General features: G+C 69.8%; 11 protein-coding genes, 1 tRNA gene and 1 pseudogene. 7 read left to right on the top strand and 6 right to left on the bottom strand.

The genetic code is table 11. The features are described from left to right. Positions 1 to 137: 137 nt before the first annotated feature. Positions 138 to 1925: a hypothetical protein gene (locus tag WMF26_RS36330; RefSeq protein WP_437996457.1), complete on the bottom strand. Its 1788-nt coding sequence runs from the start codon at positions 1923 to 1925 to the stop codon at positions 138 to 140. 178 nt (positions 1926 to 2103) lie between these two features. Here WMF26_RS36330 and hutH point away from each other — a divergent pair, with 178 nt between their 5' ends. Then, entirely contained in the window at positions 2104 to 3711 is a 1608-nt protein-coding gene (hutH, locus tag WMF26_RS36335; RefSeq protein ID WP_437996458.1) for a histidine ammonia-lyase, read from the top strand. Positions 3712 to 3818: 107 nt separating this feature from the next. Further along, the gene (locus WMF26_RS36340; protein WP_236644122.1) at positions 3819 to 4166 is read left to right on the top strand and encodes a hypothetical protein; all 348 of its coding nucleotides are present in this window, start codon (positions 3819 to 3821) and stop codon (positions 4164 to 4166) included. A 339-nt stretch (positions 4167 to 4505) separates the two neighbouring features. Here the strand turns inward: WMF26_RS36340 and WMF26_RS36345 are convergent, their stop codons facing one another. The 3 genes and pseudogenes from WMF26_RS36345 to WMF26_RS36355 form a co-directional block, all read right to left on the bottom strand. Beyond that, positions 4506 to 4706, bottom strand: a complete 201-nt coding sequence (locus tag WMF26_RS36345) for a hypothetical protein (protein WP_437950713.1) — start codon at positions 4704 to 4706, stop codon at positions 4506 to 4508. A 380-nt stretch (positions 4707 to 5086) separates the two neighbouring features. Continuing rightward, a tRNA-Leu gene (locus tag WMF26_RS36350) sits at positions 5087 to 5170 on the bottom strand. Positions 5171 to 5387: 217 nt separating this feature from the next. Beyond that, positions 5388 to 6524: pseudogene (locus tag WMF26_RS36355) on the bottom strand (tyrosine-type recombinase/integrase); the annotation flags it as partial. Positions 6525 to 6870: 346 nt separating this feature from the next. Here WMF26_RS36355 and WMF26_RS36360 point away from each other — a divergent pair. After that, entirely contained in the window at positions 6871 to 6999 is a 129-nt protein-coding gene (locus WMF26_RS36360) for a hypothetical protein (RefSeq protein WP_438002513.1), read from the top strand. 91 nt (positions 7000 to 7090) lie between these two features. Then, positions 7091 to 7729 carry a hypothetical protein gene (locus WMF26_RS36365; protein WP_437996459.1) on the top strand — a complete coding sequence of 213 codons (639 nt, stop codon included), beginning with the start codon at positions 7091 to 7093 and terminating at the stop codon, positions 7727 to 7729. Positions 7730 to 7888: 159 nt separating this feature from the next. On the opposite strand, the gene WMF26_RS36370 is transcribed toward WMF26_RS36365, so the two are convergent. Then, a complete protein-coding gene (locus WMF26_RS36370; protein ID WP_437996460.1) occupies positions 7889 to 8404 on the bottom strand; it encodes a hypothetical protein in 516 nt (171 codons plus the stop codon). A 939-nt stretch (positions 8405 to 9343) separates the two neighbouring features. After that, positions 9344 to 9478 carry a hypothetical protein gene (locus WMF26_RS36375; protein ID WP_437808605.1) on the bottom strand — a complete coding sequence of 45 codons (135 nt, stop codon included), beginning with the start codon at positions 9476 to 9478 and terminating at the stop codon, positions 9344 to 9346. Positions 9479 to 10325: 847 nt separating this feature from the next. Between WMF26_RS36375 and WMF26_RS36380 the strand changes: the two genes are divergently transcribed. The 3 genes from WMF26_RS36380 to WMF26_RS36390 are packed head-to-tail and all read left to right on the top strand — an operon-like array spanning position 10326 to position 12627. Continuing rightward, on the top strand, positions 10326 to 10829 hold the full coding sequence (locus WMF26_RS36380) for a hypothetical protein (protein ID WP_437996461.1): 504 nt from the start codon (positions 10326 to 10328) through the stop codon (positions 10827 to 10829). After that, positions 10826 to 11518 carry a hypothetical protein gene (locus WMF26_RS36385; RefSeq protein WP_437996462.1) on the top strand — a complete coding sequence of 231 codons (693 nt, stop codon included), beginning with the start codon at positions 10826 to 10828 and terminating at the stop codon, positions 11516 to 11518. The genes WMF26_RS36380 and WMF26_RS36385 overlap by 4 nt, the downstream gene beginning before the upstream one ends. Continuing rightward, entirely contained in the window at positions 11515 to 12627 is a 1113-nt protein-coding gene (locus WMF26_RS36390) for a hypothetical protein (protein ID WP_437996463.1), read from the top strand. Before WMF26_RS36385 ends, WMF26_RS36390 begins: the two co-directional genes overlap by 4 nt. Positions 12628 to 12631: the final 4 nt, after the last annotated feature.

A 12631-nucleotide genomic window follows, 5' to 3' on the forward strand; every position in this document is an offset into this window, starting at 1 on the left:
GTCGCCCGGCCTCGACGAGCCGCGCGCTCGACGCGCCGCGCCGCGCCCGCCACGCAGACGCCCTCTACCACCCTGGGCGGCCCTCGTCTGCCGTGTCGCGCGCGAGCTCGCCCGAGGGCCGGCGAGCCCCGGCCGGATCAGTGGATCACGCCCAGCTTGAGCGTGAGCAGGTACTGATCGGGGAGCTCCGTGCCGGCGGCGTCGTCGAACGCGCCGCCGGGGAAGAGGACGCCGGCCTCGGTGCCGAGCTGGATGGTGACGAGCCTGCCCATCGCGATGCGCGCGTCGACGCCGAGGTCGAGCTCGACGCCGAGGTCGCGGCGGCGCTTGTCCCCGCCGTCGTAGTTGGCGAGGACGCCGCCCGCCCGGGGGTTGTGCGGGTCGACGACGTCGGCCGTCGCCTCGGCGATGACCGCGCCCGCCTTGAGGTCGAGCCAGCGCGCCGGCCGCACGACGACCCGCGGGTTCACGTAGGCGGCGCCGAACACGCCTCCCTTGGAGGGCAGCGACCTGATCCCGGGCTCGGGCGACGCGGCGAAGAGCTCCCGCTCGGCGATCGTGGCCGAGCGCGCCGTCTTCCAGGCGAGCACCTGGTCGAAGAGGATGAGCCCGACGTTGTGGCTCGGGTCGAACGTGAACCGCCGCGACACGTCGTCCCTGGGGTCGTCGTCGCCCGACGCGTAGCCGGCCTCGAGCTCGGTGACGACGCGCCCCCACCGATCCGCCGGCCGCAGGCCGCGGCCCGCGACGTGCACCGCGCCGAGCGTGGCCGCGCCGCCGACCGAGCGCACCGCCACGGGCGCGCGCCCCGCCGCCGCGCCCGCGAGCGGCTCGGGCCCGCGCGGGACGAACGACGCCGCGCCCAGGATCACCGCGGCCTCGAGCGCGCCGTAGACGTGGGCGCCGCCCCCTGGCACCGGCGCGTCGAACTTGCCGGCCACGTCGATCACCGCCGCCGCGAGCGCCTCGGTGAACCGGGCCGGGCTCGTGTTCGCGCGGCGCTCGCGGGCTTGCCGCCGCAGGGCGCCGTAGATCCCGACCTCGCCGCGCCGCTCGCGCCAGAGCGCCGACACGACCGCCTGGACCGCGCGATCGCCCTCCCCTTCGTCCTGCCCCTCGACGTCGTTCCCGAGCAGGTCGGCCGCGTTGTCCTCGAACACGAGGTCGGCCGCGACGGTCACGACGAGCGGCCCGGCCCGCCCCATCGGCGTCGCCTCGAGCATGACGCGCTCGACGAGCGAGCCGCGCTCGTAGTCGCCGAAGAGGGTCGCGCGCTCGCCGTCGTTGGCGACGAGCCCCATCCCCCAGTGCGCGCCCTGCTGGCCCACCCGGAAGACGCCGACGGACGACGGCACCTCGAGGTAGAGGTAGCGCGGGTGCACGTCGTACCAGGCCAGGGCGGCGCGCGCGTCGCGCACCTGCTCGACGTGCCGCGTGGTGTCGCCGGCGATGAGCCCGCGGACGACGTCGATCTGGGCCACGATCGAGGCCTTGTCCTTGTAGTGGAAGCGCGGCGAGAGGCGCAGCCAGTGGGCGATGTACTGGTTCTGCCCGAGCGTCGTCGCGCCCGGATCCGAGAGGGGCGGCGCCCGGAGCCGGAGGTCGGTCATGGCGCGGTAGCGGAGCTGGTACTCGCCCTGCACCGAGAACGTCGACCGGGTCGGGTCCGGCGGGGGCGGCGGCGAGCGGCCGGTGTCCAGCACGAGCCGCTCCTCGAAGCGGTCGGCGTCTGCCGCGGCCGGCGGGGCTCCCGGCCCCGCGTCCGCGCCCTCGACGGGCTGAGCGGCGCTCGGCGAGGCGAGCGCGACGGCGAGCGCAAGGGGGGCGAGGTGGGCCAGGGCGAAGCGCATCGGAAGCAAGCGGCCGCGCGCCGGCGCAGGCCGGAGCGCGCCGGCAGGATAGGCGGATCGATCCCTGCGGGGCACTGGATTCTTCTTCCGTCGCCGGCGGGGCGACCCGTCGCCGGCAGCAGAGCACGATTCCGCGCTTTCCAGCCGGGGCGCTGCCGGGCCTCGTCCGTCGCTGGCGGGCGGCCGAGCGGCGCCGCGAATCGCGCCGCCAGCGGCTTTTCTCGAGGCATCCGCCGCTCTAGCGTGCGCTCCCGTGACCCTCTCCACGCCGCGCGCCGCCGTCTCTCCTTCTCTGTCTCCGTTGCTCCTGGGCCGCCCTTTCTCGCTCGCGGATCTCGAGGATGTCGCGCGGCGCGGGCGGCCGGTGGCGGTCTGCGCCGAGGCGCGCGAGCGCGCCGCGGCCTCGCGCCGGGCGATCGACGCGATCGCGGCGGCGGGCGACGCCGCGCCTGCGGTGTACGGGATCAACACCGGCTTCGGCGCGCTCGCGGAGACGCGCATCGCCGATCACGACATCCGTGCGCTCCAGCGGAACCTCGTGCGGAGCCACGCCTGCGGGGTCGGGCCGGATCTCGGCGACGCCGAGGTGCGCGCGATGATCCTCCTGCGCGCGCAGGTGATCGCGCTGGGGCACTCGGGGGTGCGCACGGAGGTGCTCGACCTGCTCGTCGCGCTGCTCGAGCGCGGCGTGTGCCCGCGCATCCCGGCGCAGGGCTCGGTCGGCGCGTCGGGCGATCTCGCGCCGCTCGCGCACCTCGCGCTGTCGCTCATCGGCGAGGGGGAGGCGCGGCTCGAGGGGCAGCTCATGCCGAGCGCGGTGGCGCTCGCGAAGGCCGGCCTCGCGCCGATCGAGCTCGCCGCGAAGGAGGGGCTCGCGCTGATCAACGGGACCCAGTACATGGCCGCGCTCGGCGCGCTCGCGCTGCGGGACGCGGCCGCGCTCTGCACGGTCGCGGACATCGCCGGCGCGGTGAGCCTCGAGGCGCTGATGGGCTCGAAGCGCCCGTTCGACGAGCGGCTCATGCGGGTGCGCCCGCACCCGGGCCAGGCCGGCACGGCCGGCAACCTGCGCGCGCTGCTCGGGGGCAGCGAGATCATGCAGAGCCACGCGGACTGCCCGAGGGTGCAGGACGCCTACTCGCTCCGCTGCATGCCGCAGGTGCACGGCGCGACGCGCGACGCGCTCGCCTGGGCCGCCGAGGTGCTGACCCGGGAGGTCAACAGCGTGACGGACAACCCGACGGTGTTCCTCGGCGAAGGAGGCGGAGAAGGGGGCGGAGAGGGGGTCGCCGAGCTGATCTCGGGCGGCAACTTCCACGGGCAGCCGGTGGCGCTGGCCCTGGATCTCGCCGCGGTGGCGGCGGCGGAGCTCGCGAACATCAGCGAGCGGCGGGTCGAGCAGCTGGTCAACCCTGCGCTCTCGACGGGCCTCACGCCGTTCCTGGCGCCGCGGAGCGGGCTGCACTCGGGGTTCATGATCGCCCAGGTGGCGAGCGCGTCGCTGGTCAGCGAGAACAAGGTGCTGTGTCACCCGGCGAGCGTCGACTCGATCCCCTCGAGCGCCGGCCGCGAGGACCACGTGAGCATGGGCAGCATCAGCGCCCGCAAGCTCGCGCAGGTGATCGAGAACGTCCGCAGCTCGCTGGCGATCGAGCTCATCACGGCGGCGCAGGGGGTGGACCAGCGGCGCCCGCTCCGCCCGAGCGCGGGGGTGGCCGCGGCCCACGCCGCCATCCGCCGGGTGGTGCCCGAGCTGGTCGAGGACCGGCCGCTCTACCTGGACATCGCGGCGGCGACCGAGCTCATCCGGAGCGGGGCGCTGATCGCCGCGGTGGAGGAGGCGGTAGGTCCGCTCAACTGATTTTTTCTGTTTTCGAAATTACAACCAAGACGATCCTGTGGAAATCTGATGCGCATCATCGGAATGCAAATGCTCCATCGAACGGCGAGTTGCTGTACATTGGCGCAGTGCCCATTCCGGTCAGCACCCCGCCGTTTCCATTCGATGCCGTTCGAGATCTGCTCGGCGTGGTGCGGGCGATCTACGCGGCGGCGAAGGACGGGGGGGCGTCGCGGGAGGAGCTCGCGCGGATCGAGCGGGTGGGGCGGGAGCTGAGCCGAGCGCTGGATCTGGCGGGGTCGCCCCAGCAGGGGGTGTCGGGTCATTCGGCGGCGTGGAAGGTGACGGACAAGGCGATGCTCCAGGTGAACGACCTGGTCGATCCGCTCACGCCGGCGGCGCCGCTCCTGCTGGCAGCGCGGAGCCGCGTGACGGGGAGCCGGCTGGCGATGCGGAGCAAGCCTCAGGGGCGGTAGGGGGCGGCGGCGAGGAGCCGGCGGCGGGCGGGGGGCTGGGGTCGGGAGGTCGGGAGGAGGTTCCGGGCGGATCGGCCCCCGGAGGGGCTGTTCTCCGCGCGGTGTGGGGGCCCCGCCGAACTCGCCTTTGCCTTTGCTCCTCCGGCAAGCCGGAGGAGCAAAGGCAAAGGCTCAAACATCGGCCCATCCCCCACACCGCGCGGAGAACAGCCCCTCCGGGGGCCTACGGTTCGGCCAGGAGCGAGGGACGACCAACGCGGAGACGCAACAAGCGAGGGCTCGGCGGGAACGGACAGTCCAGCCGGCACGCTCAAGGGGCGTACTGTGTGGGTGGAATCGTCAGCTGCGACCGAAGAACCTGCGGCTGCGGAACCGCTCGGCGTCGCGCCGGATGCCCTGCATCACCACGCGAATGAGCTCGCGGGTGTAAGCACGCCTGTCATGACGCTTGTGCTCGGGCAGCTTGACGCCCAGAGCGTGTGCAAGGCGTTCTACGTTCTCTACCTTCGCCTCACGCAGACAATCGATGTCCAGATCCATGTAGTGGCGCTCCCATTACTCGAGTCCACTTGGTTTGTCGAGCCCCAGAGGAGCGCCAAACGGGGCGCGCGCCGCTTCCCTTCAGACCGTGACAAGCGCCATCAGACCGTGACGGGGGCGCAGCGTCCCCGGCAGGTCGGCGCCACGTGGGACACAGAGCGACCTGATCCCGTTCGAAGCGGGCAAGCAGCTCAGGTCGAGCTGGCGCTGGGGAAGGTCGAGCTGGCGCTGGGGAAGGTCGAGCTGGTGCTGGGGAAGGTCGAGCTGGCGCTGGGGAAGGTCGAGCTGGCGCTGGGGAAGGTCGAGCTGGCGGCTTCAGCTGGAAGCACCGAGCCCCCCATCACGCCAGCGCGGGCCAGCTCGGCACGTCCCCCATGAGGTAGCCCCGGCCGGACTCGAACCGGCACGCCCGCGAGGGGCCGCGGATTTTAAATCCACCGCGTCTGCCATTTCGCCACGGGGCCAAGTTGTTGATTTTACTTCGGTTATCCGGATTCTTGTCCCACCCCCACCCCTCTCTGTGCCGTTTCCTGTGCCTTTTCCCCTGCCTCCGCCCCCGAGCTCGGGGATCGCCTCGGCGAGGGAAGCTAGCTCGCCAAGGCCTAGCTCTGCAAACGTCCTGGCCGCCCGGCGATACCTCTGGATCATGATCGAGCTCCGGTGCCCGGTCCGGTCGGCGACCCAGGTCTCGCTGCGGCCGTTCGCCAGCGCGACCGTGATGAAGGTCGAGCGGGTGTCGTGGGCGCGGACCTGCTGGCGCTCGTCGGAGTCCTCGAAGAGCTCCGGGCGGTCGATGCCGGCGAGCTGGAGATGAGCGCGGAAGCGCTCGGCCGCGTGCTCGACGCTGAAGAGATCGCCGTCCTCGTTGACGAAGAGCGGCGCGGAGGGAGCCGGGTTGCCGCGGAGCGCGAGCCATGCGCGCAACGCCTGCGGCACGCCGGGCGACAGCGCCCATGCGCGCGGATCGTTCGTCTTGTTCTTCTCGAGGCGCAGCGCGCCGCGATCCAGGTCGACGTCCTGCACCTGCAGGCGTGCCGCCTCGCTGATGCGGGGGCCCTCACGGTTCAGGAAGCCCCAGAGAACGCGCCAGCAGAGCGGGATCGCGGTGCAGGCCAGCAGGCGAGCGTCCTCGTCTGGATAGAGGCAGGCCTTCGCCTTCGCAGGGCCGAGCTTCGGGAGGAAGCCGTGGGGGAGCGGGTTCGTCGCGAGGAGACGGCAGGGGAAGACGGCCATCGCCATGAGCCGGTGCAGGAGCTGCGCGATGTGACGGCGCGACGCAGGCGACATCGCAGGAAGCGCGCGCATGACGCGCTCCGCGTCGTCGAGCGTGAAGGCCGAGACAGGGACACGACCGGCGATCGGATAGATGTGGCGGTCGAAGCGGTAGACGTCCTGCTCCACGCTGCGCTTCGGCTTGACGTGATCGGGGTACATGCGCGCCAGCTCGCCCGAGGTCCAGAGCTCACCGAACTGCTGGAGGGTGACCTGCTTCGGTACCGAGCTGCCGCCGGGGACGACCTTCGCTTGGGCGCCGCCCCGGCAGACAACCTCGACCGCCTCGATGACGTCGCGGAGCGCCCTGCCCTCGCGTACCGCCGCACGCTCCAGCAGCGCGACGATGGCGTCCCGCGTGACGTTGCGCGAGGCGCGCAGCCGCGCGGCGAGGTCGGCGACGAGCTCCTTGCGCTGCTCAGCCTGCTTTTCGGTCAGCTTGGGGTCGAGCGGGAAGCTCTCGCGGTCGTTGTCGCCGACGAGGACGCGGATGTAGAGCCGGTCAGCGGCGTTGCGGAAGAGCGATCCAGTGGGCCTGCGGGGCATGGCGGCTCTCTTCTACCGCGAATTGCGGCCGCGCTCACGCCTGGGGCGGCCCGCCGGCGTGGGGGCCAGCCGGAGGCCGGCCTCACGGAGCACCGCCGCTGCGCCGCCCCCTTGCTCGGGTCGTCCTCCGGGAGCGCTCCGGGAGCGCAGGTGCGGCGTGATGCTTCGTCTCGAGCCGGGCCATCAACGCCGCTCGCCCGACAAGGTGATGACGAGCGGCACCTTCTTATACTTCTCGTTTACGACGTCAGCACGGAACGTCTCGTATGCTCGTAATATGCCCTCCTGACGCCGCGCCCGCTCCGCCGCCGAGATCCTCCGCTCCGTCCCGCCGCGCGACCGCGTCGTGATGCTCCGGTATGGCCTCGACCTCGACGACCCTGCGCACGCGGCGCTCTTCGTCTCGGGTGTCCGCGCCGCGGACGACGCGATCGAGGCGCAGGAGCGCTGGGAGCAGCAGAACGCGCCACGTTGAGGTGGAATCCCGCACGAAGAGATCATCGCCAAGGTAAGAGCGCGCCGGCCTCGATGACCTGACCTTCCGCTGCTTGATCTCAAGGTTCGGCATGGAGCCCTGCTATGATGCCGGCGTGCGCAGGCGCAGGACCGCTGAGATCGCCTCTGTCAACATCGCTGCGCTTGCCAGTGCCGCCCGACGCGGCGAGGTCGATACGGATGTCGAGCTCGCCATCGCCGGCACGTGCCTCGTGCTGGCCGGGACGATCACCGTGCAGCTCGAGACGACCCGCGTGGCCTCCGGCGGCCTCCGGCTCTGGGCACGTTGTCCCGGCTGCTCCGCGCGGGCGGCCGTGCTGTACCTCGCTGCGCCGGGCCTGCGCTGCCGCCGCTGCGCCGGGCTCGTCTATCCTGCGACACGGCAGCGTCCCGAGGAGCGTGTCCTCGAGCAGGCGCTCGCACGGCGGACCAAGGCGCGGGCCGCACTCGGCGCTGGGCCGGACCCGCGGGAGCCGATCCCGCGACGGCCGCCGGGCGTGCGCTTCTCGAACTGGGTGCGTCGTCTCGACGAGTTCCACGAAGCCCAGGCCGCGGTGCAAGCGGCGCTCGCCGCGCTCGTCGGCCGGCTCGGTGCCCGCTCCGGAGCGCTCGCTCAGGAGGCCGGCTCCCCTTCCCCGTCGCCGCCGGCCGCGCCCACGCCTGAGGCGCCTTCGAGTGAGGGCCAGCAAGCCCGCGAAACCACCCCCTGAGGGACCTCCGGCGCCCTCGAGCGTGGCGGTGCTCCACCTCGGGGCGGCCCCGCGCGGAGCGCCCAGCACCGGGAGCTGGAGACCGGCGCTGTCGTGGCTGGCCCCCGGTCTGCCACGCGCGCCCACGCGACGCCGCCGGGAGCGCCAAGCGGACCCGCGCTACGGCGTCGGCAGCCTGCCACGCCTCGCGCCTTCGGAAGAGGCGCTCGCTCGGCCGGCCCGCGGCTGCCGGACCGGCTCAAGGCCGGCAGCCGCCAGCACCGCCGCAACCCCGGTCCGCTCGTCCTCCGCTGGGGCTCGACGCTGTGCCCGGTCACTGCCCAGCGCCTGGAGGTAGGCGACGAACGCCTCGCGCCGGACCAGGCGCAGCTTGCCGAGCTTCGCGACCGGTAGGGGAAAGCCCGGCGAGCGGATCGTGTCGAGGAACACGCGAGCCGGGATCCCGGTGACCGACTCGACGTTCTTCTGCGAGAGCATCTCCGGCTGCGGCGCCGTGATCGTGAGCCCGTCCAGCGGGATCGCGATCGTCGCCGTGGCGGTGGGGTTGATAGTCCTGGAGCGCCGCGACCCGCCGACAGGCCGCGCCAGGACCATCCTCTCGGTCGCTCGCATGCCGCTGGCCGCCTGACGAAGAGCAACCGGTGCCGAAACACGCGCGAGATCCGCTTGTGTCATTCCAAACCTCCATCCGTATTGGGTTCGCGAGCAACCGTGACCGATGCCGCCGAAAGGAGCCCGAAAAGGTAGTTCTGGGCCCAAGGTAATTCGACTCGAATTACCCGGAGACGCGCCTAAAAAAAAAAAAAAAAAAAAAAAAAAAAAAACATCCTGTCGCATCGCGGGGTTAGGCATTCTGGAAAGCGCCACAGAGGGCCGAAAAAGGGGTCACGCGAAGGGGTCGATTTGGTAATTCTGCGGGCTCCGTTGACGTCGAGCATGGAGGCAACACGGAGGGGGACGCCACGGTAGGCGCGGCGTGCAGAACGCGAGCAGCGCCCGCGCTCGTCGAGCTGCGCCACGAGCAGCAGGACTTCGTCGTGACGCGTCCGGTGCGCTCGCGTACGGCGCCTGGCCACCTGAGTACGGAAGGTCATCAGCCAGCCGCCCCGCGGAGCGCGCTCGGAGGTCCTCGCCTCGCCTTCGGCTGCGGTTGCGGTGGTCGCGCTGACCATCGACGTCCCGCTCGCGTCAGCGTTCGGCTCCGCCAAGGCGGTGGCGAGAGCCGCTCTGGATGCGCTGGACAGGGTGGCATCCACGGGGAGCGCCAGAGTAACGGCCACAGTCAACCTCCTTCGGCGACGTCCGGTGTCCGACGTCCGATGCCAAAGTCTAGCGCGGCAGCGGAAGCCTACTGTTTTTTGTACTCCAGGGGACGTGCACTCTACCGTGGAGTACACATCGTGGTCCGCGACTGTTTCACCTGGGGAATCGCTGTGTTACACTTGCTTCGGCTTGTGCCCAGCCGTCTAGACAAGATGTACTCTATGGCGGTCGCCTGGGACGGTCGGATCCTCGCTTACGGTCCGTCCTCGGCCGCTCCATCAGGAGCCAATACCGGAGGATTGCTGCGCTCGGCGACGCCTGGAAGCGGCCCCTCGACGTGCTCGGCGCGCCCTACACCTGGCCCGATGGGTCGCCGGTCCCGGGCTGAGGGACGTCGACGAGCGCGAGCGCCGCTTCGGCGCCGCGCGTGAGGCGATCCACCGCGAGATGCCGGACCTTGGCCGGCCTGGCGAACTCGGTCGCCACGGGGCGACGGGTTCGGCCGGACGCTCCGGAGCATAGGCGTCGGTCGATGCCGGTGCCTGTCAACCCAGAGCCGCCGGCCTCATCCGATGCCGGTGTGGCCTGACAGAGCCGCTGCGACCTTGCGCGAGCAGGCGCACGCCGGCCGATCTGGCAGATGGAGGGCCGAGCTTGTACGAGCGCGACCGGGGGCGCCGGACTCCGCGTGCTCGTGAGGATGCGCTTCCGGAGGTCGGCCGAGGCTCCTGCGCGTGCGCGTCGAGGAGTGTGAGGGACGCTGCCGTGTGCCACACGTTCCAGCGCACGGGCGAGGTCGTGCAGTTCGAGGCGTGCGACGCTCAGCGCACGGAGCGGCGGCGGCGCGAGTGGCCGAGCTCGCGGGGGCAACGTTGCCGGCATGGGCGATGTCGCGCGGCTCAAGGTGCGCGCCTCCCCTGCGCGCGCGGCCAGCGGCAGCCGGACCCCGGTGCCGCGACCGGCCGTGATCGCGGGCGATGCTGGCGCACGGGCGCCGTCGTTCCGCTCTGCGTGCGCGCCCGTCAGCACACCGTGACGGCTCGCCGGCGATGCCGTGCAGCCCCAAACTGCGCGGCGGCCTGTGCGCTCTCACGGCGACGTGGACCGGCAGCCGGTGCCAGGAGGCTGGCAAGCACTCGCGCCTTGCAGTCAGCTGCGCAACGGTGAACGCCCCGGACGGTACGACTCACGTTCATGGTGGTGTTCTCGTCATATTCCGATTGACGTCCATTTCTACGTTCAGGAGGATGGCTCGTGGTCACGTTGCTCGTTCGTCGCCGAGGTGGGGGAAGAGTCGATGGGCACGAGAGGCGGGCGGATACTATGCGCGGCAATGGTCGTCTTCCCGCTCGTTGCCGTTCCAGCGCAGGGAGAAGCGTCCGAGCTGAGCGCTGGTGTGAGCTTCGGGTGGGTTCAGGCCGGCACAGCTCAGCGCCTCGCGATGGGGCCGCATGCGGGACTGTCATGGCGCATCGAGAGGGACCTCTTGTTCAAGGTTCACGACCAGTGCAGCGTCGTGCCTCCGATCCAGGTAGGCGGGGCCGGCGTTTACAATCACACCTCCGTCGCCATCGGATATGCCTGGAAAAGCGGCGATGTCAGCGCGGGGCCCTCGGCTGCGGTCTATCTCATGCCGGCGTGCGGCAGCACGTTGTGCGGGCGCATCGCCGGGATGGCGGTGGGCGGGCACGCGCAGATGAACGCGTACGTTGCCGGCCCGCTCGGCGTGTCGGTGAGCGCTAACGTGGACTGGATCGGCGGGAGCAGTCTTGTGCTGCCTGGTCACGCGTCGGTGATTGTTGTCGCCGGTCCCGTGCTTCGATGGAGTGTCAAATGAACGCGAAGAGAAGTCTGCTGCTGATCGTGGCCATCGCCGTCTGGTCGCTTGCGGCATGCAACTGGACCGTGGGAGACTGCTACCCACGCGAGGAGTGGGAGAAGGGTGAAGGGGCAGGTGCGCCGGTCCATGGGCCAGTCCCCGTCTTCAGCTCCAGCGCGTCGGGGGACTTCGGGGCGGAGCCGCCGGAAGGCGGCGAGCGCAAGATCCAGTGCAACAAGACGGAGGAAGAAGAAGAGGAGGAGCAAGAAGAAGCGCGCCCGATACCCAGCCCGGAGAAGCCGGCAGATCCCTGCCAGCAGAGCGGCGCTCCGACCATGGGGTGCGCAAATAAGCGGTTTGACCCGTCTGAATTCAAATTTGTGACTATCGTCGCCTACGACGGAACGGTAGCAGGTGGTTGGCAGGAGGCGAGGGCTGGGCTCACTTTCTACAAAGGGGACGCTGGCAAACAGGCGTGCTTTGTTCGCATTGGCATGCCTCTGAGGAGCGAATTTTTTGGGGACATCTCTGCGGATGACGCGGCGGCAATCAGTGCCAATGTAGCAAACGCGGTAACCGGCAAGCTGGAGAACACAGGAGGCTTCGATCTTCCGTTTGGTATATTCTGCTCAAGATTGAAGCATGATATGGCATATGTGTTTGATAAGCAGTACAAGGGGCTCGGCGCCAAGATGATGGACCCATGAAACATAGCCTCAACGAGCTGTTGGATATCATCTATCGATACTATCCCCGCGGGGTTGGGATCACCGATGACGTCGACGTCCAGCTACGCAACGCGACGGAAGAGCACGCTCGGCTCGTGGCCGCGCGGATCCGAGCATCAAAGGATGATCGCTGGCATGTCATGCTGCGTCGCGTCGAAGGGCGCTTCCCTGGCATGGTCATGAACGAGTCGCTCCATCTTCCCTCCGGCGGCTGCGACGGATGTTACTCATTTTCGCTCGATCTGACCGAGACCACCGGTCGAACGCTGCGGTTCCAAGTGAGCTTTCTGGCCCCGTACTACATTATTCACGGCTCGCGCACGGTCGAAATAGTGAAGCAGCTAAGAGACGTATTCATAGTCGACTTTCGAGGCATGAACTTCCGCGTTTCACGAAGTCCACTTGATCCGAGGTTCATTTCGAACCCGGACCATGAAAGCCCAAGGACCGTCACCATCAAGCGGGAATACGTCACGTTCGAGCTGTCGCCTGATGAGGAGCCATACGCAGACTGGGTTGCCCAGGAGATCGAAGCGACCTTCGGTTGCGAACGCATGCCGCCCGAGGTCGGAACCGCGCTCGTGCCAGAGGTGGCAACGGGCCTGCAGATTCCTGGGAAAGTCAGGGTATATGACTGTCTGTTCTCAGAACACGAATGGGTTAAGCCCTCGCCGTCCGACGTGCCGGCGCCCGGCGTAAGTGTTGACGTGACCAGTCTCACGGAACGGCTTGTCGCGGTGCTTACCGTGCTCCGGGCGCATCACCAGATCGGAATACTACTCGATTTGCCCCGGATGATTCAGCAACTGCCGGAGCCATATCGACAGTCGTTTGGGGTTTATTGGTCGGTGTCTACAGACGGCTTCCTGCACAAGGACGAGATGCTGGAGGAGCTTGCGCGCATGCGCCCGCACGACGAATCGCGGAAGACTCTCCGCGCCATGGCGGCCAAACGTGAGCTCGAAGCGCTGGTCGCTTCGTGGGACGGTGAAGGCGAGCCGCCGGCCGCCATGGTCGCTTGGGCCTCCAGCTTCCTGGCGAATTGGCCCGTGAACTCGGTCGCCGATCTCCGCGCCGATCTCCCGTGACGTG

This window comes from Sorangium sp. So ce185 (genome assembly GCF_051526825.1).
Lineage (GTDB): Bacteria > Myxococcota_A > Polyangia > Polyangiales > Polyangiaceae > Sorangium > Sorangium cellulosum_D.

What these genes read in the sequence shown, in the direction of transcription:
- WMF26_RS36345 (WP_437950713.1), bottom strand. Translation starts at nt 4,706, where the DNA reads ATGGATCTGGACATCGATTGTCTGCGTGAGGCGAAGGTAGAGAACGTA.
- WMF26_RS36365 (WP_437996459.1), top strand. Translation starts at nt 7,091, where the DNA reads ATGGAGCCCTGCTATGATGCCGGCGTGCGCAGGCGCAGGACCGCTGAG.
- WMF26_RS36370 (WP_437996460.1), bottom strand. Translation starts at nt 8,404, where the DNA reads ATGACACAAGCGGATCTCGCGCGTGTTTCGGCACCGGTTGCTCTTCGT.
- WMF26_RS36380 (WP_437996461.1), top strand. Translation starts at nt 10,326, where the DNA reads ATGGTCGTCTTCCCGCTCGTTGCCGTTCCAGCGCAGGGAGAAGCGTCC.
- WMF26_RS36385 (WP_437996462.1), top strand. Translation starts at nt 10,826, where the DNA reads ATGAACGCGAAGAGAAGTCTGCTGCTGATCGTGGCCATCGCCGTCTGG.
- WMF26_RS36390 (WP_437996463.1), top strand. Translation starts at nt 11,515, where the DNA reads ATGAAACATAGCCTCAACGAGCTGTTGGATATCATCTATCGATACTAT.